This window comes from Pseudomonas sp. MM213 (assembly GCF_020423045.1).
GTDB classification, from domain to species: domain Bacteria; phylum Pseudomonadota; class Gammaproteobacteria; order Pseudomonadales; family Pseudomonadaceae; genus Aquipseudomonas; species Aquipseudomonas migulae.
In genome coordinates, this window is record NZ_CP081943.1 from 1,737,859 (window position 1) to 1,760,674 (window position 22,816).

Annotated in this window: 17 protein-coding genes; 9 read left to right on the top strand and 8 right to left on the bottom strand. The window is 48.1% G+C overall.

What is annotated here, in order from left to right; translation table 11 throughout:
- The first annotated feature begins 118 nt into the window (after positions 1 to 118).
- The 5 genes from K5R88_RS07805 to K5R88_RS07825 all read left to right on the top strand — a co-directional run bounded on the left by K5R88_RS07805 (position 119) and on the right by K5R88_RS07825 (position 7,556).
- Positions 119 to 556: an Lrp/AsnC family transcriptional regulator gene (locus K5R88_RS07805; protein WP_008028095.1), complete on the top strand. Its 438-nt coding sequence runs from the start codon at positions 119 to 121 to the stop codon at positions 554 to 556.
- A gap of 425 nt (positions 557 to 981) precedes the next feature.
- Positions 982 to 3,177, top strand: a complete 2,196-nt coding sequence (locus tag K5R88_RS07810) for a hypothetical protein (protein ID WP_226299607.1) — start codon at positions 982 to 984, stop codon at positions 3,175 to 3,177.
- Between the two features lies 1 nt (position 3,178).
- Complete coding sequence (locus K5R88_RS07815; protein ID WP_226299608.1) at positions 3,179 to 5,230, top strand: tyrosine-type recombinase/integrase; 2,052 nt, start codon at positions 3,179 to 3,181, stop codon at positions 5,228 to 5,230.
- Positions 5,230 to 6,255: a hypothetical protein gene (locus K5R88_RS07820; RefSeq protein WP_226299609.1), complete on the top strand. Its 1,026-nt coding sequence runs from the start codon at positions 5,230 to 5,232 to the stop codon at positions 6,253 to 6,255. The genes K5R88_RS07815 and K5R88_RS07820 overlap by 1 nt, the downstream gene beginning before the upstream one ends.
- Positions 6,256 to 6,257: 2 nt before the next feature.
- Positions 6,258 to 7,556 carry a site-specific integrase gene (locus tag K5R88_RS07825; protein WP_226299610.1) on the top strand — a complete coding sequence of 433 codons (1,299 nt, stop codon included), beginning with the start codon at positions 6,258 to 6,260 and terminating at the stop codon, positions 7,554 to 7,556.
- A gap of 617 nt (positions 7,557 to 8,173) precedes the next feature.
- On the opposite strand, the gene K5R88_RS07830 is transcribed toward K5R88_RS07825, so the two are convergent.
- The 3 genes from K5R88_RS07830 to K5R88_RS07840 all read right to left on the bottom strand — a co-directional run bounded on the left by K5R88_RS07830 (position 8,174) and on the right by K5R88_RS07840 (position 9,803).
- Positions 8,174 to 8,431, bottom strand: coding sequence for a hypothetical protein (locus tag K5R88_RS07830; RefSeq protein ID WP_226299611.1), 258 nt, complete (start codon positions 8,429 to 8,431; stop codon positions 8,174 to 8,176).
- Between the two features lie 96 nt (positions 8,432 to 8,527).
- Positions 8,528 to 8,854 (bottom strand): hypothetical protein, encoded by a 327-nt coding sequence (locus K5R88_RS07835; protein ID WP_226299612.1) that lies wholly within the window; start codon positions 8,852 to 8,854, stop codon positions 8,528 to 8,530.
- 118 nt (positions 8,855 to 8,972) lie between these two features.
- On the bottom strand, positions 8,973 to 9,803 hold the full coding sequence (locus K5R88_RS07840) for a hypothetical protein (protein WP_226299613.1): 831 nt from the start codon (positions 9,801 to 9,803) through the stop codon (positions 8,973 to 8,975).
- A gap of 714 nt (positions 9,804 to 10,517) precedes the next feature.
- Between K5R88_RS07840 and K5R88_RS07845 the strand changes: the two genes are divergently transcribed.
- Both K5R88_RS07845 and K5R88_RS07850 read left to right on the top strand, forming a co-directional pair.
- On the top strand, positions 10,518 to 10,997 hold the full coding sequence (locus K5R88_RS07845) for a hypothetical protein (RefSeq protein WP_226299614.1): 480 nt from the start codon (positions 10,518 to 10,520) through the stop codon (positions 10,995 to 10,997).
- Positions 10,998 to 11,436: 439 nt separating this feature from the next.
- A complete protein-coding gene (locus K5R88_RS07850) occupies positions 11,437 to 12,492 on the top strand; it encodes an AAA family ATPase (RefSeq protein ID WP_226299615.1) in 1,056 nt (351 codons plus the stop codon).
- A 623-nt stretch (positions 12,493 to 13,115) separates the two neighbouring features.
- On the opposite strand, the gene K5R88_RS07855 is transcribed toward K5R88_RS07850, so the two are convergent.
- From K5R88_RS07855 to K5R88_RS07870, 4 genes are all read right to left on the bottom strand, one after another.
- Positions 13,116 to 13,865 carry a hypothetical protein gene (locus K5R88_RS07855; protein ID WP_226299616.1) on the bottom strand — a complete coding sequence of 250 codons (750 nt, stop codon included), beginning with the start codon at positions 13,863 to 13,865 and terminating at the stop codon, positions 13,116 to 13,118.
- A 9-nt stretch (positions 13,866 to 13,874) separates the two neighbouring features.
- Entirely contained in the window at positions 13,875 to 14,771 is an 897-nt protein-coding gene (locus K5R88_RS07860; protein WP_226299617.1) for a ComEC/Rec2 family competence protein, read from the bottom strand.
- A 187-nt stretch (positions 14,772 to 14,958) separates the two neighbouring features.
- Positions 14,959 to 17,187, bottom strand: coding sequence for a Mov34/MPN/PAD-1 family protein (locus tag K5R88_RS07865; RefSeq protein ID WP_226299618.1), 2,229 nt, complete (start codon positions 17,185 to 17,187; stop codon positions 14,959 to 14,961).
- Positions 17,184 to 18,323 (bottom strand): metallohydrolase, encoded by a 1,140-nt coding sequence (locus tag K5R88_RS07870; protein ID WP_226299619.1) that lies wholly within the window; start codon positions 18,321 to 18,323, stop codon positions 17,184 to 17,186. The genes K5R88_RS07865 and K5R88_RS07870 overlap by 4 nt, the downstream gene beginning before the upstream one ends.
- A 1,603-nt stretch (positions 18,324 to 19,926) precedes the next feature.
- Between K5R88_RS07870 and K5R88_RS07875 the strand changes: the two genes are divergently transcribed.
- Together K5R88_RS07875 and K5R88_RS07880 are read left to right on the top strand one after the other, a co-directional pair.
- On the top strand, positions 19,927 to 21,177 hold the full coding sequence (locus tag K5R88_RS07875; protein ID WP_226299620.1) for a hypothetical protein: 1,251 nt from the start codon (positions 19,927 to 19,929) through the stop codon (positions 21,175 to 21,177).
- Positions 21,178 to 21,278: 101 nt separating this feature from the next.
- A complete protein-coding gene (locus K5R88_RS07880; protein WP_226299621.1) occupies positions 21,279 to 21,500 on the top strand; it encodes an AbrB/MazE/SpoVT family DNA-binding domain-containing protein in 222 nt (73 codons plus the stop codon).
- A gap of 423 nt (positions 21,501 to 21,923) precedes the next feature.
- Here K5R88_RS07880 and K5R88_RS07885 read toward each other — a convergent pair whose 3' ends face one another.
- The gene (locus tag K5R88_RS07885; RefSeq protein WP_226299622.1) at positions 21,924 to 22,385 is read right to left on the bottom strand and encodes an antitoxin Xre-like helix-turn-helix domain-containing protein; all 462 of its coding nucleotides are present in this window, start codon (positions 22,383 to 22,385) and stop codon (positions 21,924 to 21,926) included.
- Positions 22,386 to 22,816: the final 431 nt, after the last annotated feature.

The following is a 22,816-nucleotide window of genomic DNA, read 5'->3' on the forward strand; positions in this document are numbered from 1 at the left end:
TGAGCCCAAAGTATGCCCATCCAACAGGGGGCTTCTCCAGCGCAAAAAGCAGGCTAAACTCGACATCTGCCTTTTTTATCAAGGCGGTTTCGATTAATTGCCTTACAGGGGTTGCGCCATGACTGACGATATCGACCAGGTGCTGATTACGGCGTTGATGGAAGACTCACGGCGTTCGCTCAAGGCGCTGGCAAACCTCAGCGGCCTGTCCTCACCGAGCGTCGCCGAGCGTTTGCGCCGCCTCGAAGAACGCGGCGTGCTCAAGGGCTACACCGTCGAGATTGATCCCAAGTGTTTCGGCTATCAACTCCAGGCCATCGTGCGAATCCGCCCGTTGCCGGGCCAGTTGCAAGAGGTGGAGCGGCAAATCCAGGCCATCCCCGAATTCACCGAGTGCGACAAGGTCACCGGCGACGATTGCTTCATCGCCCGCCTGCACGTGCGCTCGATGGAACAACTGGACACCCTCCTCGACCGCCTGAACACCCACGCTGAAACCAACACCGCCATCGTCAAGAAAACCCCGGTCAAACGCCGATTGCCGCCCATGGCATGAGCCTTCAGCCAAATCGCAGGCAAGAAAAAACCCGCCGAAGCGGGTTTTTTACTCATGGACGACGATTAATCATCGCGGCTCATGATGCCGAAGATCTGCAACAAGCTGATGAACAGGTTGTAGATTTAGTTCTCGTTGACAAATATGTCAACCTCTGTATCGTTAGATCTCACCCAGACTAAATGTAAACATCCAGTCCTTCATCGAGAAATCTAAGACCCTCATGTTCTCTGCACCGAACCGAATAAAAAATCTAGTAAGGTTCCTGCTGATTTTCCTTTTCGGCGCTAGTAATTTGTTAGCGTATATGCTAGCGAAGCCGTCATCCATGGCCACGCGTTTTAACCCTAGATGTTGCAACAAAACGCTTAAGCGGACACCTCAAGTATTGATCAAATTCAATTCTATTACCTGAGTCGTAACTTGTGACCGATTCAATCTCGCCAATATTTAATACCATTAGTGTGCCTTCCGTTAAAGGAATTATGGTCAAGTGCAACTATATGGATCATGAGCACTTCCAGTTCGATGCTGGTTATTCAGAGGATTTACACAGAATTTTTATCAGCTATTGCAGAGAAGTTTCATACTCTACTGCAAGCGGCTTAAGAAAATCCATTGATGAGTTCCTCTCGTTTGTCGGACAGTATAATGAACTGAACAAATCAGAACTAGCCTTCCAGGGAATGGAAGATTACGACATTGAAATACATAACCAATTTCAAAACTATTTATACGCCAATTGCGAAAATGCAAACCTTGCAACGACTCGCATGGTTCTTTTCAAAAGCGCGATTACTACATATAGCAAAAAATACAACTTATTTTCCAATCTACGGTTTACCACGCTTTCAAATGCCGAATACAATAGTGCCAAACCTCTTTCACTTGAGTGCGAAACAAGTCTTGCAAACTGTTTGAATCAGCATATTGAAAAAATTTACAAAAAAATTGAATTCAGAATGCAAGTAGAGGCTTCGGAGCCTTATACCTATTCATCGATGCTCTCCGAAACAAACCCCCACACACTTGAAAATATATTTAAGTGGATAAACTTCAATCTAATAAAAAACGGCCGCATTCTTAATAAAGCCAATTTGGCAAAATTTTTAGCAAACTCTGCAGACAAAGCCCTTAACAAACTCGCTACCCAGCCAGATTATTACAACAAAGTAATGGACTTATATCAACAACAGTATAAGCATGCTGACTATATTGAACTTAGTCCTTTCGATGTCAAAAGTAAAATTGGGGGGCTCACGAATTGGAAACCTGAACCAATCAGGGTGTTGAAAACTTTTCTTACTCACGGCTTCCCCTTCGATATATCTCTTGAAACCATTGCAAAAGAATATACATCGAGTTCTTTAATCAATATTGATGATTGCAAATTCGATATCGTCAAAACCATCATTCTAAGAATTGCAAGATACAACGGTCGCTCGCCAATTTTCTCCCAAGACGAATTATTAGAAATGTATTATCCCTCGGAACTGGATATGACTGTAATCGTTTTGAAAATCATGCTTGAGACTGGTTGGAACAAGGAAACAGTTTTATCCATTACTCCTGACACTGCAACTCATTTCCTCTCAGGGGTATTTAACACAGACTCAAAAGTAATCCAGGGCGAGAAGAATAAATCTCAAGGAAAAGGTCTACCTTACGCCAACCCCCAAGCAATTTTTAGCCTGAGCGATAAAACCGATAGGTATTCCGCTTACAATTTAATTTTTTTGGCCAACACCCTTGCAGAGCCATTACAAGGTAAGCCCTTAGACAAGGTTGGAGTTTTTTATGACGAAGACGCGAGCAAGTTATTCTTGTGCATTAAAACATCCAAAACATGGGCTGTACATGGCCGACATACGTCACTCTATAACGCCTATTATTTCGAAACAGGGGTGAAACAATTCCTGGCCCAATATGAAATCTTTGAAAATGGGGAACGCTTAAAATCAGCTGAAGACTTCACTGCTAGTTTAAGACCTACCTGGGCTGAGAAAGAATACACCAAGAGCCCTTTAAGTTTCGTCGCTACGCAGATGGGTCACAAACAAGAAGACACCACAGATATATTTTATTGTAGTTCAGGGCCGGCAGTAAAAGAAAGGGAGCAACGGCTACGTGGGGCGCTAGAGCAGACGATGGAAACACTGAGATCCTTGAAGTTCCGCGGACAGCTCCTTCCGCCAAAACCTGGACAAACAAATGAAAACTCTAAATGCATAACCTTGTTCAGCATTCCAGGTATGGAGCCACCATTATGGGGATGTTCCGATCAGAAGGCTCCAGATTGGACTGGATTTGATACATACATAAAAAAAGGGAAAAAATGCGCCCACATTTCAAAATGTCTATTTTGTAGCAGAGTTATGATTTTCGAAGACTCTCTACCTTACTTAATGGATAGGGCTCATTACTTGCAGCAATACTTAGACGACAATTTATCAGCTAGTGGGATCTTCCAGCTCAGAAGCGAACTTAAAATTATTGAGTATATCATTGACAACTGGAATGACTCAGGCGCAGTGAGCAAGGCAGTTGTTTTCTTTAACGCGAACAAAGGGCTGCTACCAAAGAGCCTAGAAATATTAAACACCCTGTTCCAGGATGACTAAGATGACAAGTCTCAACGACGCTCGCCAATCCGCGAATGATATCAATGATAATGATCTTATATCGGAATTTGATTACGACTTTGAAGAGTATGCAGATGAAATACTTGACGAACTGCTTAACAGCTCAGGATCAATACACAATCCAAAATCAAAGCAAAAAACAGAAGGACTAAAAGGCAAACTAAAGCTCTTCCCAAATCTTGACTTCCCAGTTAGCAAGCATTCAAATTACGGTGATGATCAGTGGGTTCTCGGTCAACCTAATAACTATAAAAAACTAAGCATTTCGTTTAATAGATTACTGCCGGGAGAAAATGATCTTAAACGGATGCTAGGCTATCATTTAATTCCGGACTTCTCTCCATACGGGGGATGTAGAAGCTACATTACAGCCGAGCACAAAACATCAACGTTCAAGCTGTTGGACGACTACTGCTTTACACCTAATCACCTAGATGCAACACCAAGCAGTATAAGTTTGATCACAGTACCGATGCTGAACATGGCGCTTGATACGGCTAGAGACTCAGGCAAGGTTTCGCACTACAGCAATCTCTATTATTTAATCCGTTTTTGGCTAAACCTGGGGAGAGATGGTTTTATTCCAGAGCCTTTTTGTCTAGACATCCCTGCTAATAAAGTTGACACAAAAGAACGCGAGCGCGACGTCTTCGAACATTTGAAAAACTCCCTCGGTAGCTGGGAATCTTATGATGAAGATGAGTTGGAGCGCCTCATTGAATACGCGATGTTTTGGATTGAAAAGGCATTGCCAGAACTGACAAAACTTAAAGACTTCATAAAACAAAACAAAATCGAAAAGTTTTATGGATTTAAAGTTCAAGTCCCTGACCGTGACTTGAGCCTGGAGGAATCCACTACGGTCATTGTTGACAACATTGAAATATTTAAACCTCAAATGCGCCAATATACAATTGCACAAAATAACACCACCCGATATATTTATAATTTTGCCATGCCGTATATTAAAACGATCGACAAGGTCAGAAGTGCATTGTTTATTTTGATCGCGCTTTGTACTGGAGCACGGTCAAGGGAGTTATGCGGACTGTGCTTTTCAGACTTTTACTATGCTCGCGGAGAGTGGTGGGTTTCTTTAACGAGATTCAAGGTGACAAACGACCCCAACTACAAAGGTCAAAAACAAGAAATTCCTTTACCATCTTTTATTGGCGAGAATTTAATTCTACTAAAAGATTTGAAAAATCTTTACAAACCAAATTCGGACTTATTATTTCGATCCATGCGTTCTTCTCGAACTGACTCGAACCACCGAGTGCTTCTGCCTATCTTGACTCATCTGAAAAATGAAACAGGCCTAGACAGCATACACGTGCATCGTTTTCGAAAGACAATCGCAGATATCATTATCAATCGCGGTGAAGCCAACATCGATATTCTTAGACATCTTTTTGGGCACAAAAGCTACACAATGACCCTCCGCTATATCGCGAGAAACCCTTACATTATCCAAAGTGTAGCTTTAGCAATTGAGCAAAATTACAGTGATGATTTTGTCGATGTGCTGGATGCTGTTAAAAACGGACAACATTCGGGTGAGACCGCTACCAGGATCGCCAATGCTATAAATGCCAAACCTGAACACTTCAATGGAAGACAATTTAAAGTGACAGTATTTCACTACATCAAGCATTTGCTTGAATCTGGTGAACCTATATTTATTAAACGTACTGCACTGGGTGTATTTTGCCTATCTGATGAGAAATACAGCCAAACATATCTTCCTCCATGCTTAGAAGGGAAAGTTCTTTTGCCGGATGAGACCCCTCTCCCAGACCCTCAGAACTGTAAAACATACTGTAAGCATGCCGTTGTTACAGAAAAAGCCCGCGAATCACTACAGGAGGATGTAAAGTTTTACACTTCACTGCTCGATCATATGACGGGTCAAGAGAATAAGGTTTCTTTTCAAAAACTAAGCAAACAATTAAGAGCATGCCTAATTCACCTAGATAATTTAGGGCGTTCAAATATCACAATTACATCTGAATCGGATTTGGCGAGATCATAATGCGTACTGAAACAACACGTGAAGCTTTGATCAGGATTATAACAGAACAACAAATCGAAACAGGAAATGCCAAACTAAGAATAGGCGTTATCGCGGAGATGGCGGGCATAACCAGGCAGGCATTCCATCGATACCATAGTGAACTCAAACCATACGTGCTAGGTGAGAAACCTATCTCCACGTTATTTCAAAATCAAACAGACGGAATGGGATCTACCCATCTGTTGAATGCCCAGAAAAAAATTAACGAACTTCAAAGCTCACTTTCTAAAGTGGAAGATGCACATAAAAAAGAGTTGCAGGAGTTCAAAAACAACTGCATAACTTCTCTCATGAAAAGCGACTTGGCTCTGCACGATGCCGACAATGTACGAAAACGACACGCACAACAAATTAGCCACAACGAAAAGCTCAGACAAGATCTTAGCACGCTAAAAATGGCATTACTCCAAGAACAGTCACGTGCGCTTACCGCTGAAGCCGAATTAAATAATATTAAATCAAATGGCTCTAGAGCTCAACCGATGGCAAGCGACTTAATTGTAATTGACGAATTCGAATTACTTATCAAGAAAAACACCATCGAAGACGAATCAACTTTTATTCAATTAAAGAATAAATGCGCCGAGAAGACAATAAACAAAATCAATACAATAGTCGGCCACAACACTTCGTCAGTAGTTTTATATATTGACAGATTCATATCACGCTTTGAGAAATTTGCGGATCAATTCAACCCGTACGATAGCAGTGCCGCTATTTTAGTTAGGTTTCCGATTTTTGATCAATATTTACTTAAAAGCTATCTAGCACAAATGGATGTTCGCGCACGCGTCCAAGTTATCATTCCTGTCTGCGATGTAGAAAGTATTGTTAAAATACAACGAACTTTTTTTGTAAGAAATGTTCCTCATTTTGAACTAAGAAATGCAGATGATTTCGGTCTTCAGGACACATCCCTAAAACGATGTAGGTCGATAGGAATAAACGCCATCTCGTTTAGTCAAATTTCGCAGGGAGATTAGTCATGATAAAGATAAACAGACAGCCCATCTCCTACCTTGACGATGAAACCGGAATGAGAGTGTCACACTACGTTTTAACTGCTTACAATGATAAAAAAACGACTATACTGAGCCACCCGAATCTTTATCTGTACAGTACTACAAGGTCTTCGCTAAAAACGTCTGACCGCTACTCCCAGATAATTTCATCATTTTATAAATTCTTGTCAACACAGATAAGATTTAGTGAATTTAATGTCGCTGAATACCATGCGCATGTTTCAAACAAGGATATTATTCGATGGCAAGTTTCAAGACTGGAGAAGCGCCTACGAGATCAAAGCGCGAGCCCATCTACAAAAACTATTGTTGAAGATGCGCGCATTCTACTCCAACTATTCAGCTGGCTCGAAGAACACGGCTATCCATCTGACGTAAAAATAAATGTATTCCAATCAATTATCAACTTTAAAAAGGAGAGACTTCTAAATTACATTGAAAGAAAGGCTAAAAAAACCCTTTCAAACAAAGGGATTAGAGTTTTAGACAAGGAAAGTCGACAGAAAAATATTGTCACGCTGATTTCCAAAGAAGAAATTCACGCACTGATTAATAATTATCATGACCCTGTATATTCAGCAATATTGAAATTTGCACTAGGCACAGCTATGCGTCCAATGGAAATCTGTAAGTTCCCTCTCTACGGGGCGGGAGTAAATCAGCATATTGCGCCATTTTCTGATATGAATAACGTTTTAGGAACTGTTGATTACACTCTTGTCGGAAAAGGAAATAAAACTCGTAAGATTAAGATCAACGTAAAAGACCTGCGCGACCTTCAAGATTCTTACACCAGTAAACTATACAAAATAAGGGCAAAAAAATATGCCGAACTTTATGGGCACCCTTGTCCCTTATCGATCTTGTTTCTCAATGAAAAAGGCGTGCCCATTACTGAGAAAATGATTTCTCAACGGACAAATTACGCAAAGAAAAAATCAAAGGTAGTTTTCCCTGACTTTCGTGACACTTCAGTTTTTTACTCTACGCGCAAATGGTGGCCGACGAAATTTCTTATCAATTACCACAAAGGAGATATTCTAACTAAGTCTTCCGATTTCTTATATGCTGCGTGCGCGCAAGCAATAATGGATCAAATGGGACATGACGATATAAGCACAACCTATAAACATTATATCGATATGGCTCGAGTCATGGTTCATTATCAAGGATGGGCCTACCAGGAGTTTATCGAACCTGAACAGACGGTCGCGGAGTTCATAGACTCATATCCAGGGCGTAATATGATCGAATGTCCATAATGATTTCCGCAAAATTACGTGATAATCGATTTGGAAACACTTGAGACCGCGGATGCATGTAGCGCTTCCTCCGGTCTCAAATCAATCCCGAACTCACAGAATTCTGTAAAAATTTCATATCCATCCATCCAGCAAGTAGATGTGGATAGTGCAGGAACTTATAAAGAGGTTGGCCAGGAGCTAGGATCGTTTATTTTACGCGCTACCCGACGCTGCCTGGGCTTCATGAGGTGATTATGATGCGTGGCAGCTAGAGCGTGATGTTGGATTCGCTGCGAGCCCTTCCCTGCTCGTGGGTCTGCCACATTTCAATGCCAGGAAATGGCATGCAGGCTTGTGTGACAATCGACCGAATCACTTAAGCAAACGGTAGAGTTGTTGGGCTTAGTTTGGCTTGGTACCTATCACCGAGGGATAGACGATGCTAGAAATGTGGCGTCCATCGTTAAGGAGATGCTTGGCTGACTACGCCGGGCCTTCGGCCCGAAAGAGCGATAACCAAAGTAGCTTTAGCCGCAGCCGAACATATCGCCTATCGAATCTCACATGAGCCACCCGCGCAATGTATGGCGACCGCAGTCAGTCATGGAGCGAGTGCTGCCTCGATCAAGCGTGCGTTAGGTACCCACCAACACCTTGACCTTGATCAATGCCCTTGCCTGCTCAAAGGTTACGCCCATTTGCAATGTAACCTCTAAGGGCTTGACCGATCCGGGCTTCATGCCCTTGGGGGTGGGCGCGAGCACTGACAAGGCGTCTCCATCCAAGGACTCTACCGTCACCCTGGCCAGATCTTTGGCCAATTCGAGCACTCCGGTTTTTTCCAGAGCCCGGAAGGGGGTCAGTTTTACATTGGCGGTGACAGCTTGGTTCACGACAGCCGGCCCGGTAGGGCACGGCAAACTAGCGCCCTCCTATGATTATTGACCCAGATCGTGACAGGCAGGGTGGTGAATAGCGAGGGTGAAAACCTACATCCCAAGATACAAATCAGGCTTCTTGTTGCTGACGTAAGACCGGCCTTTCTTCAGAACCCGTTGCGCCTCAGGAATATCCAGCTGAATGACAAGGGGAGCCACGCCCTTCGTAACCTTGAGCGCAGGTTCATGTCCGCCTCCGAGGTCTTCCATGGCCTCCAACACGCGCTCGGTCTCAGGCGCATCAGGATTAGCCGCCAGCTCACGCGCCAACACACGGAGCTCCTCCAGACCCAGGTCACTGTCAGTGTCAAATTTCCGCCCCAGTGCCATGCTCACGGCCTTGGCAAAAAGGGTCATGCTACCGTCATCGCTGTTCATTAATTCTTCTCCCGTGTTCCTTCAGCCTAGCATGTGCGGTCTGGCCGACGTAAAGGGATCTGGCATCAATCAAATGCCCCCGCACATTTGATACTGGGTTTCTGTATCGCCCATGCACTCAGTCAGCAACGTAGCCCTTGCGACGATACAAGTCGTTGTCCTTGATGATCTTCGCTGCCCCCTCAGCTTCGAGCAGCATGTACCCCTTTCTGTTTAGCCAGCGATACAGGGTAATTGGCAAGAGCTTGAAGCCGATCGACTTAAATCCCAATTTCTCGTAAAGCCTTGTCAAACCCTTACCACCTCCCGGCGCAGCATGCAGGAGCAGCGAACCATCTAAGCCAGCCCGGTATGAGGCAATGATGGCCGAGTCAAAAAGCACCTTACCCACCCCTTCTAGCTTCAGTTCCCCGAAGTACTCCTTGTAAAAGCCCTCAGGCGCCGAGGAAATGAACCAAGTATAGGTCTTGGAACCAAACTGGTCTGAATTGCACAGGTAGCGTGGCACCAGGGTCATCATGCCAACGGGCACGCGTTCGCCAAGCGCGTTACGTGCAACCATCGTGAGACCAAACGCTCGGTGCGCATTACGCGTACTGAAATGCCCACGGTTGTGCACGTCCAGCAACCAGAAATTAGTCTTCCAGTTCCAGTTCACGTCAGCACGGATCTTTTTTGCAGGATCTGCAGCTCGGTCAACAGCGGTGCGAAAACTCGCTTTGATAATGGGCTGCATCGTGTCATGCCACCAGGCAACATGGTCGGCAGTCATAGGCACGATCTCAACCTCGACCTGGCCCAACGGTTTACCTTCGAAGGAAGAGGCTTCTACAGCAGTAACGTATGGGGGGACTCGGGCCGGATCCGGGTAGAGAGCTTCGGATGTGACGTGGTCTGAGTCGAGCTCAGACATAGGCGGGGTGACGATTGATGATGGCAAACGACTCATTCCTATTCAACAGCCAGGTGGCAATCGGCCATTCTGTTGATGACCAACTGGATGCGTCAAGGCACGAATCTCTCTAGGACGATCATCTATGGTGCGACCATCATCTGCAGGGAATCGAATCCGCTTACTACCAGCGGGTTCGCGAGAGCGATGGCGGCGGGCTACAGGGTATGTTCATGATTGGGGATGGGCTGCTTGTTATCGAAAACGCATTGCGATAGGTGCTCTCTAGCTGGCTGGTAACCAGGCGTGAGCACCTGGCTCAACGTCACGCTCTGAACCAGAGCCTACACCGACGCCTACCTACTCTGGCTCTTCGTCGGGAGCTACTGGAGACAGGCCCAGCAATTCAATGATGCTCTCTGACAGCTCCAAATTTGTTGAGGTAACCCACTGGTTGACCAGGTCAAGGTACAGGTCACTAACGTCATCGTCCGTGATGATTCCCCTGCCTATCACCGAGGGATAGACGATGCTAGAAATGTTGCTTACATCATGAACGAGATGCCCACCTGACTGCCTGCTTTAGCCGGGCCCAAGTGCCCGAAAAAGCGATTTTATTGCTCTAGAGCTTCTAGCTCAGCACAGCTAAGCAATGGGCTGCATTCACTCAACACAATAATTTGGCTTCGAACACTCTCTCGAATGGATATTAGATTCGCTGTCGTGCAATTCGCCTACGCTTTGTCTAACTCAATACCTCGGAGCCAAGCGATGGAGCTGCTCAAAACGCCCTCAATCGACGCCAACGATGAAGATTGGAATCTCTATTCCTACCAAAGTGGTGAGGTGCTGATACCCCACCTTGCGGAGTTCCTTACGGAGCGTTTCTCTTACAACCCACGTTACGTGAAGCAGAAAATATGGCGAACAGGCCCCACCGTCTCCACTTACACAAGCAAATATGATCTCTACTTCCGTCTCTTTCTGCGACCTGATGATTTCTGCCCAAGGGAATGCCTAATCCTTGCCCGCTTGATGTTCAAGGAGCAGCGTGCGGGGCACGGTCGGGAGCTTTTAGAAATGCTGGTGAAGCTGACACCTGAATTTGGCTACAAATTTCTAGCCATAGAATGCGCAAACAAAAACGCGGCTGCGTTTGGAGAACGCATGGGTTTCACCTCATACGAAAATGGTCGGCACTGGGTCGGTGCAGTCCACGACATCCAGCGAGCCCTGTCCGCTGCGTACTAGGAAAAGAATTAACCGGCCCCCCTTCGGCAATCTAACCGAAATCGAACGTGTAACGGGATGGATAAGGCCTTATCGGCGTCATATGCCCTGACCGGCATGCGATCAACAGACTCATCAATAACTATCGTTTCGCTACTTTGATACCAGTATTCCCATAGTGACCAAACTGTGGGCCGCATCGTATCGAAATACATCAGATAATCGACCTGACACCATCGCCTCTGAGGCTAAACGTCGTGCCTGCACACCATCGCCCCGTATTTCATTGCTCCAAAAATCTCTGCCCTTTGGCCTCTTCCTTCTTGCTTCTTCGTCAAAGCATTTCCAATCGAGAAGCCTAGAATCACATGCGCGCAGAGCCGTCAAGAGGAAACTGTTTCCTCTATTCGGCTGGAACACGACTACCGTATATTTTGCGAACCAAACGAGGACATACGCAATGGCACGAAAGATTCGACCTGAAGAACTAAAGGCAATGAGAAAATTGAAAGGCATTTCTGCGGAAAAAGCCGCTGCAGCGGTAGGGAGATGCACCAAATCTTGGCGGGGATATGAGAACGCTGAGTCCAAGGTGCAGATTCCAGATGTCATATTCTCGAAATTCCTGCGCACATTCAATATTACTTGGCCCTACGCGAAAGTCATCAGTATCACAGCTTATAAAGGAGGTATTGGAAAGTCTCCAATAACCGTGGCAGTCGCGACATCATTTGCACAAACCGGCTTAAAAGTCGCAGTAGTCGCGAACGATGAAGTATTCCGATCTTACACCGAAACAGACCGCCAGACTATAAAGAACTCGAAGCGCCTTTCTTCTCAAGTAGACTTTTACGACCAGCACGACATTGTTATGTACCCCGCAGAGATAGCAAGATTAGAGGAAGCAAATGAGCGAAGTAGAAACTCTCCGAGTTTTAGCTCATGCATCGATGACAAAGAAATAATTTCTCGAAAAAAAGCTTCAAAACTGACCTTTGACGACATAAAAAATAAATACGATCTAGTTCTCTTTGATTTGAACAGAGATTTATACGAGACATTGGCCCAATCAGATGAAATAATTTTGCTCGTAGACGCAACCTGTCAATACTCCCCCAACAGCACACATAATTACTACAACCACATGAACAAAATCAACGTTGACAAATTGGACTCCATTCACGTGCTTTTCACTAATTTCTCCAGCATTCCCAGTCCACGAGGACAGCTGGATGTAACGCGCGCACACAAAAACAGAATATTTGACAGCTGTATGTTTAACGCTCACCTAACCCTAAAAAACTATAAAAAAATCCGTGAGCTAAAAATACCCACCTTGCGCTCACGTTTTTCCGCAGACTATGAGTACCATATCGAGCTATATAACAGTGATTTAAAAGCAACTGAATTTTGTTACTTCGACACCATTATGGATATAGCACCCAACTCAATAGCATCCATTGAGGTATCAGAGGTTAGAGATGAGCTAGCAGAAATTTTGTGGGGACGAAACTAGAATCTAGATTTCTTTATCCATTTTCGTCACATATATAGCAATGACACCCAGGAGAAAACATGACCACCATTATGCGTAGAGCATGGCGCATCATCATAGACGTATCTAATTTACTGCGCGCGGGCATTGCCTTCTTAGACCATTACGACAGGCATGACAAATAGTGCTTCGCATCGCAATTCAGTTCTATACATTGACACGGTATAATCCATGAAAAGTGGCTTTCCCATACTTCCCATTGAGACCGGTTGACTGTCAATCTTTTGGTGAGCGATTGACGCATCAGCCCCTTCCAGTTGTGACACATTGACAGCCTACAACTTCATGCCAGCCCAGCCTCTCGCCAAGGATTGACATCACTACGATAAGCACGTCGCTGGCCTTCACCAAGACGCCCTGCGAGCCGCAGTGGAGGAGCTTACTAAGTAGGTTGGGCACTGAGGAGTAGTGATGTGTCAGGGAATGTGAATGGCGCCCTCGCCACCCCGGAAGACAACATCAATGTAGTTCGTACTGGCATCTCTAAAGCCCTAATGGGTATCAGCCTTTTCATCCGGCGGTCTGAGTGGCTCTCAGATACGACCCCGGCTCAAGGCCGGGGTGAATGCAGCGCCTAACAGCGCTCAACTGACCTCCTCGCAGCTTTCAAACAAGCGCTTGGCATAAGCAAGACCGCGAACTCGAACCCAGTCATGGTTCACTAAAAATATCCAACCCAGAAAAATTAGCAGTTCGACACCCGTAGCGGTCACTAAGTACGGATGTTTTGTTAAATCCGTAAGACTTAGGCTTTCCAATGGAACACCTATCACGTGATATAAGCCCAGTAAGCAGAGCACAAGGCAAATTAATGTCAGTACGATGCCAAACGGTTTGCACGCAGTAAGGTTTCGGCTAAATCCATACTCAATATTTTCATTGAAAATCATGGAGTATTTTTTCTGATCCCGAGTCCTCTCCCTTACATAATTAGCCGCTGACCGATACATTTCATCCGCAGCTTTTGGATCATTTTTCTCATCTGTTTCACTGATCACAGAAAACCCCTTGATCAGACCTGCCAAGTGTTGCATGTAGCGGCTTTTGGTCGGTCGATCCAGCGTGTCATCAGAATGCCTGCAAACAATAGTGGTAGGTGCTCCACCCCACTTCTTGTAAAGTTTTTCCTGAAGGATATTGCCTCTGCTGGACATTTGGTTTGCCGCAAAGGCGATGACTCCAAACGACACCAGAAAAGTTAACGCAATACCTTCCATCGTACGAGACGGCTCAAAAAAAGCTATCACAAATATAACTACAGGCAAAAACAGCAAAAAAGCTGGCTTGATCCTGGCATTGATTTTGTACGGATCGTAGATCTTACTCAAGTCCATACTCACCTCTCAGAGAGTGTATTCTGTCTCTACTTCAAACGAGCCAATATAACCCGGATACTTGTTTTCCCCCTCATCACTCAAGAAGTCCCGAGAGTACCCTTCCGCTGATACATACACATGAACCTTACCATCACTGCAATCCAACGTGATATGACCAGCCGTATTCTGGGTAATCGTTTGGTAGCCGGTGTAATAATGCATGTCACGGCGAGGCGCTTCACCAATAACGATGATTTGAGGATCCAGTTTTTTCAGCCAGGAATCTGGAATTTTCCCTGTCTTTCGACCATGATGAGACGCGAAAACCACGGTGGTCTTCTCCAACTCAATGTCATCGGCGATACTTTCCATGAAGTCCGTTTCAAGATCGCCAAGCCACATGAAGCTTGCGCCATCTTTGACTGCGTAGCGAAGTACGCAAGAAAGGTTATTCGGGCTATGTCCAGCCTCACTTTTTCGCATCGCTTCGATGAAATTTGGATTGGACACATTAGGCCACAATACCTGCACGCCGGCGCTGCCACGTGATTCATCGCTAGCGTTAAGCCAGCGTCGCCTCACGCCTTTCTCAAGATAGAAAACTTTATCTCCGTCTCGCAGAGACTTGTAATGCAGCCACGAGTCCGTCAGATCATCTTTCTCCACCGTGTTCTTAACGCAGTAGAAATTATTAATTGGAAGTGCTTTATCCAGCAGCTCGATCCCTCGGAAGTGATCCTCATCAGGATGAGTGCAAATGAACCTACGCATTCCTTTCGTTCGGGCCACCCGCTTGAGCTCAGCAATGAGCTCCTCTGAACTATCTGTTTTAAGATTGCAATCGATCATGGTGAAACTATCACCAGCGTGCGCAATATAAAACATATCGCCATTGCCCACGGAAAGGCTTTTTATCACAGGCATACCACCCCCAAAGTTAAAAGAATCAAAATTTCAACATATACTAGCCAAGTATAAACAACCATCCACTTGCAGGCAGAAATATGCATCGCACATTAAATCATGAGCACCTTCAAATCATTTTATAAATTTCCGCTGCTCTCCACTGGAGAGCAGACCGGCCAGACCACATTCTCTACTTAACAGAACGCTAGATCACGTACACACCTAGGTCGACATCTGAAACAATCAACATCATTGCCGGAAGCCCCTCCACTTGCATCCTTTTCACTAACGTGGCAAATAATATTTCGTCGTCTGTGCTTGGATTAACGGAGCAACCATTGGGGTGCGAATGCCAGTCACCCACATAGTCAACGACCCCAGCAGTTAGGTGATGCACCCTCTTCAGTGCGTCCAACTGCCCCTCTTTACCTCTGATGAAGTGGGTGGGGCCCGACTCGCTGTCTGGTGGAGGTGGCAAGGTATCAACCAGGACGATCGTTTTACTCTTCAAGTCAGTAATCCCAAGAATCGATCCACCGGTCTCATTGGGAAGCTCGGACAACCTTTGCGACCTGATCTTTTCAATCAAACCGCTGTCATATTTGACCATCCACTCCCCTACCTTTACGGAAGTGACTGGGTGGACTTGCTCCTCGCGAGACTCCACACTGCCTGATTCATCATCCAGTGTGGATATCAGGATCTTAGGCTCTGAACTGGTTACTATTTTCCGCAACCTGCGCGAAATCAAACCCGCATGTATGTGGATGTTCTCATTGGACATCCGGAACGATACATCACGACAACCACCACCGACCCAACGATCCCCCAGATGGTTAACGAGATGATCTTCGCCCCAGGGATTACTCAATATCGCTCGGTAATACTGTCCCTCCAGCGCATCAACTCGTTGTAGCCGTTCCGAATCCTCGAGAATGATGACGTTGGCCATGCCAGATGGCGTCAGAAATACGCTCGCGACCCGAGGAGCCTGATCACGCAGCGCCAAATCCCGAGGCGCCGCCAACGTCGTTGTAGCGTCAATCAAAAGATCCGCGTGTTCAATGGCCTCATGGATGCGAGCATCATCTGCCAAGATTCCTTTGGAGATAGCTTTTGGAGCTGGTTCCCCCGGATACACTCGCTGCATCATGTCCTGGAGCACGTCCGCTTTCCGAAAGCCTACGTACTCGTCATTAGCAACGTGTCTTACAACGTTATGCGGTAGCAGCAAGTCAGGGTCGATGAATGTCCAGCTCCCCCATGCCAATCGCGTCCAGATATCCGCGAGCATGCCTCCAAGGGCACCCGTTCCAGCCAGCACTCCATTGAATGTCGCGGTGGTAGAGTCAACAGCAGAGAGATCTCTAGCGAACGCCGCATTCAGGGAGCCGCGAACCTCCACAGGACGTACGCCAAACTCTTTCCAGGCCTGTCCCGTGTACCCTCCAATCTGCACTGCTGGGAAAAAAACTCCCTCTGCCGTTGCCGGTGCAAGCATTTCGAATGAGGCTGCCAGATCAAACAAGTTGACCTCCAGCATGTACCCCTTCACATCCGTGCGCTCTACGACGCTATGGCGAAGCCTAGGCACCCAGACCAGAATCAAAAGCCCTTGTCTTTCGCCCTTTTCAAATTTCTGAATACCACCGGTAGCAGCCTCGTACACACAATCAGAAAGCTGCTGGGACAGTTCGCTACCCCACTCCACCAACTGATCATGCAACTCCCCGAGGTTGGCTGGAAACATCACCACTGACGTTGGTTCAACAGGCGGAACCATAATGTTAAGCAACCGGTAGCCTGATTTTTCTGACGAAGCATCAGAATCGATGACAGCCCGTAGCGTGATTTTTTCGGCTGTGTCAGTCAGCACAACTCGAAGCTTGCAAGCTCCCTGAGCCAGCTGCGCTGGATCCATAGCCGGAAGAATCAGCTGGAAGGGACTGGCGTAGAACATTTGCTCCAACGGCTGATCCTCCCGGTGCAATCGCAGCTCTGATGATTCGCGCAACCACCAGAACATCCGCTCCAGAAAACGTTCAGCCGTCCAGATCCGCTCGACTCCGCTCCAATCCACGTCGTAAAGGCAAAGGATCCTGGGAGTACCCGGATCTGACCCGTGTAGGTGTGAACGCTCTGGGAAGTCCATTCGCAGCGCATGCACGGTAACCGGGATATGAAGCCGTGGATTGACTGCAATTGCTAGCGTCTCCACGCGATGGATTCCACCTGGATTTCCACCGTTAACAGTCCCGTCGCCGGCCTCGATCACGAGGTACTCCGTCACCCCGCCGGCTTCGCTTTCCTGCCGAAGCCCCAGGAGCTCGACACCCGAGTACGCCTTGCATGCTTTCACCAGTGCTTTGGTGCACGCATGAATGGGTTCGGGCTTCTCACCCATAGCCTCACCCAACACGTAGAAGCTGGTCATTTTTTGACGGCACCTGCACGGGGTGCAGCAGCTGCTGCAGCCGAGGTCGCAGCTGCGGCGACCGCTACAACCGCTTTGACTACGCTGCCGCCAGATGTCGCCTCAAGCTCAAGTACCCCTTTGGAGCCATTTTCTTCCGTGCAGGCAAACCAGCCATCGACATCTTTCAAGATCGCCTGGTACTCCCGCTTAGCGCGGATGCAGGGCGGGTCGTTGGCATCATCTACGATTGTTTTACTGCTGGAGATAATTGTGGCCGACTCTTTAGCTTGGCCAAGGGCGTTCCGTGCAGCCTCGGAGACCTTCGCGTTCTCTCCCTTGCCAGACCAACTGTCCCACGACAGCGTGTGCCACGAGCAATGATGGGGTGCAAGCAGCAGATCATAAGCGAGGGTTTGCGGGTCATCCTCAAACCGATCCCACATCCGCTCCCAGATCAAAACCTCTGCGTCCCCGCCTACCAGGAACCGGGTACGCTTGCTGGTGAAGATTGACGGTGCGATCTCCATGTTCATGACAACACTGGACTCGTTCTTGGTCAGCGCCTCTTCGAGCTCAGCGTCATCCTCATGGGGTGCCGGCGCCAGAAGCTGCGCTCTGAACAGAGAAGAGGAAGAGCCGTCGATGGTGCTGAACCATTCGCCTGCCTTGACCAGGATCGCTCTCAGGTCATCGGTCTTGTCATCCACGTCCTCGCCCATGATCTGGATGCGATTGCCGCTGGACGCCCAGCGGTGATCACGCCAGTGCTTCACCCGCCGACGTGCCTCTTTATTGAAGGCACTCGCATCATCGCAAAGGGTGTGGTTCTTCGACCGCCGCCTGAAGACCAGTGGGGAAGACCAAAGCTCGCGTATGATGATCCGCTTTTCCCAGCGATCAAGATCATCGTCAGGGTAGTCATCGGGGTGCCCCAGCCAGAAATGCTTGCGCAGCCCCCCGCAATGATCCTGATCAGGGTGACTCAGCAGAAATGCATCAACGAAGGGGCGGCCATCCTTGTCATAAATCAATCGCTCACGCAGCGCCCTACCAACGTTCGGGGTGTCATCGTTCGGGTTATCTGCCGCCGCTCTAATGTGGCAATCAATCAGAATGGTAGTGACCCTAGTATCCGCCAAGCGCACCAAGGTCATATCGCCATTACCAACCTGGAAAAAGAAAACTTAGCTACCACTCGTACCTCCTTGCGCTATCTGGAAAATAGTACCCAAGATCGGCTGGATACGACTTTCCAAACACGGAAAACGTTTTTGTTTAAAAGCCACTGCCCCTCAGAAAAGGCGGAGCACGAATGAACCTGTTGCTTTGCCTAGTTCTGGACAAAGCTTTAAGTACGCTTATGTGCTGAATGCGGATTTCGGGTGAACAAGATAGTTTTGAGGATGCGGTAACCAACTGTGCTTAAAACACTCCGAGTGAATTCCCGTCGAAAGCTCCGTACTGGAGTTTGGGGTCAGCACAATCCACTCATTTAGCATCCACACAGCCTGCAACACTGGCAGCCCCAACGCACATCATCCCACCGACTCATTCACTGGCCGCGACTCAAAGATGGCCGATAGCCACTTTCACTTACCTAGTACCCATCCCACGAAATCCACTTCCAGACCACTGAGAAAAAACACAACATGTAGTGCCATATCTATGGCACAGCTACAACATAGGCAAAAAAACAGGACACCGCAAGCAGACGCCGCACGAAGAGCTTGGCGCAAGCCGTCTGTTGGATCCCATTTTTTAGCTGTACGTATGCACAGCCCGCGAGTTACGAGGGTTTGCTAGATTTAACGTGAAGTAAATTGTTACAAATTTGAACCGAGTCGCCTCCACATAAGAGATGACGGGTCGTGTCACGACGAACCGAACGTCTGAAAAATGACGTGTTTTTCTGTCAAAATTACGACAAACAAGTTACATGGGTTGAGAAAAATTCATTAGTTGAGAACCCTTCTCACTCCAGCAAAACCTGACCTGCTTGTTAGCTTAGTTTTTTGCTCGGCTTAATTAATAATAGAATCATCAAACAAACCGCAGACTAGTTAGTAGGATGGCAATGTGAAAACGAATTATTTATTAAAGCCACGTATCACGGAGTTACCTAGCCTGATTTACAGAAGGCAAGCCACAGCTCATCTATCCTCGTTGTGAAGCCTTGGTTCATCCTCTCTAGTCGCATTTCCCAATTCGGATCAACCGGCACGCCAGCCAACTTTATCCCCCTCCCTCACCGACCATCTACCGTATCGAGCACGCCCATTAATTTCTCACTTGCAAACAGGCTGGGCAGCCGCAGACAGATCTCCGGTGATCACTTGGTCTCATCGGGGGTGGACATTCCGGGATGTGCACTCACACGCGGTCGTTTGCAAAGCGACCGCTGAGCCCGCAGTTTTCGGAAGACCTGGACATATAGGTGGCCACGCCCCCTTTGATCAGAATCAGATCTGTCAGCCGCTCAGCCGGCGCCGACGTATTACCCTGGTAAACCTCAGAGCGGCTTCACTTCTGGCGTCAATGTTTTTTTCGCCGCTGACAGTCGGCGCCGGCCTGTTCTGAGCAGCACATTCCGCTCTCCAGATTTTGCGAAAAACATGCAAACCCGAAGAAGCTAGCAGAGCTTCATCAGCGTACCGTTGCGGCGCTGCCCACCACTTTCACATTCTCCGAACTCAAGCGTTTCAGGGCTGATAGCGAAGCGCTATTCTCCCTGGCTATACCTCTTCGGATTGCATTGCTATGGATGACGCGCTGGTGGTCTTTTCACGGAAAGGCCTCTTCCAAACTCCGATTACGGCGTACGAAATTAAAAGCCGGGAGCATTATCGAAAGATGTGGCCCTTGGTCACTACGGACAAACCCCACCGCCTCGTAAGCTGGGTAAGCCCTTGTTTCAATGATGATGGAAAGCTGAAAACACGCAGTTATTTCAGAACATACACCGGCAAACGCGGCGTTCGAGCCGCAGACTATTTCGACAGTCAGGAAAAAGCTCGACAACGTCATATTGGCGAAAGCGAGGAGCACAGGCGAGCCAAGCAGCTAATAGCCGATGAGCTCCAGCGCCGACTCGACGCAGGGCTGGCCATGCCCTGGTACTACAGGGATGAAACGATCAGCCAGTATCATCTGGCCGGCAATCTCCTGCTCGGGGCTAATGGCGTTACCCAAGAACAGAGCATCAAGACACCGTTTGGCAACTCCTATCGCCTTGATGTGGCGGTGCTCGGCAAGCCCATTCTTCGGCATCCGATGGTGCTGGCGGGTATCGAAATTGAGCTTGGCCACGCATTTGATGGGCGAAAGGCTCTGGCTGGTCGCTCAATGGGCTTTCCACTCATATCCATCGACATCACCGACATGAGTCTGGATCAGCTGACACCGCAGTGGGCCCGGCAGGCGCTGACAGCAACGAAGTCCAGCGATGATGAGGGCCGGCGCAAGACGTTCATCTACTTGAATGACCTGCTATATCCACTTTATGTTCAGTTGCCCTCTACGCTAATCGAGGGGGAAGACTTCCGGCACCAGTTCATTGTATTTGCCGCTGATGAGCACCTGGAGCGGGTGAAAGCGACCCTGGCCAAGGTCAGTTCGGCACTCGGGCTTCTGAGCCCTACGGTTCTACTGGGAGTCGTCAACGGCAAAAGCGAGTCAGCAGCCAAGCAAGTTGCCAACCTCGGCGACATCGCGGGGCCGGATTGGCGTGAGTTCCACGAGCAGCGCTGCCTGACGATCACCTTGGATCGCCCCAGGACACCGCAGGACGTGCCGAGCCACCTCATGCACATTGCCATCGCCGCATTACTGGCTGGCAAGGGCAATGCCTTGGTGGGGTACAAGAATCGGCTCGGTATCATTAACCATCGTCCTGAAGAAGACGTCTGGTATGAGTATCGACGTGGAACTTGGCACCGCACCTTGCCCAAACGTCTTGCGGAGCCATTCCAGCGCTACTTGGCAGTGATTGACCAGCTACATAGCCAATAAGCTTCATCCCTATCGGCTCTGAGCGGGATGGCGTAAATCGGGGCCATCTCTCCGTCAATCGCACGCAAGGATTGTCGACTCAGAAACAATGGAGACCACACGTGAAAAAGCTACCTATGAAAGTGATGATCGAAGATTGGGATGGTGACGGTGCAATCCGGATTCCGGATGAAGCACTGCCGGAACTAGAGCTCGATGTAGGCGACGCTGTGTATCTGATAGAAGAATTTGTCGGCAACACGCGCTGTCTAGTCCTATCAAAGAAGCCTCAAATTGCGGATCGAATAGACGAACTCACTGAGGCCTGGAATAGCGGTGAATAAAAATGATTGACGCGAACCGTCTCTGGCAACGCGAACGCAAACGGCGCTACGCTCTGTGGGATTTAGAAAGGCTGCAGCCTGGATCTGATCGAGCGATTCAGTGCCTTGAGATTCTTGATGAAATTGAGCACCAAGATCGAGATGACCCTATAGGCGATGCAGTAGCCATGTCGGTTGATGAGCTACGAGAATGTGTTCCAGAAACCGAGATCGAGGGAGTCAGCGGATCCCACTTCGTCGTCGTGCTTGACGAGCACATACCAGAACCGTGGAAGACGCGTTTCGAAGAAGCGAGCACCGGGTCTACTCGATTACGGCAAGGCTGTTACGCGAGAGATTGGCGCCGCTTTTTGCGACTATGGACAGCCGAGATGCAGCACCTCGCGGCACATAGAGAGATGCGTTAAGCTGGCCTGACGAGTCTCACACAAGAACTCCTCTCTCCAATCGACCGATAAGATCGAGGACAGTCTCGCTTTCCACCCTCATCCCAAGCATATCCAGCGGACACTTCGAACCTAGCCCACGAACCGGCGAGCTCATCCACTCCGTTGCAGCGGAAACATCGTTTTCGAACAGGGAAAGGGCTTCCTCAAAGACTACTACCAATGCAACGAGGCGGTCGCTTTCGAAGGTGTTGAACCGCCCTGCTTTCTCCCGACGGGCCACTGTTGTGGGTGACATGCAAATAGCCGTGGAGATAACCCCCGGCTGTATCTGCAAGAGGTTCGCTATCCGCTCGAGGTATTCGAAAGGCAGTCCTTCGTGAACTAGGTCATGAAGCCTGGTACCGCGTGACGGCAGCCCGAGGGTCATCCAAATGCTTGGTGGGATTTGGGGCCCTGGTTGGTATTCCTTGATCGATGACAGCACTTTCACCTCCATCTGAAAAACCTACAACCAAGCCGGGCCAAGTGGCCCGAATCAGCGACATCTCCAATCGCCCGACGCTTAGGTAAATCAGACCCGAGATGACGAGGTATCGATAGGTAGCGAAATCATCCTAACCTTTCGGCGGGCATTGACATAGGGCACCGGAATCCTATGTACGCAGACCGGAACTTGGTCAGCGCTTCCTGGCCAAAGCAATCACCGGAGCTTGGTGAACGGCCCGATTTACATGGCCTGCAGCCGACCGGAAACGAATATCGGGGGTTTTATCTCCCACAGTCCATCATCAGCATCCCTGGCCCGTTCGACGTGCAACGAACCAATATATACCGAGACAGGGCACCGGAATTTGGTGAGCGGCCCGGTTTATGTGGCCTCCAGCTGCCCAAAATCGAATATCGGGGGGTTATCTCCCACCCTCCATC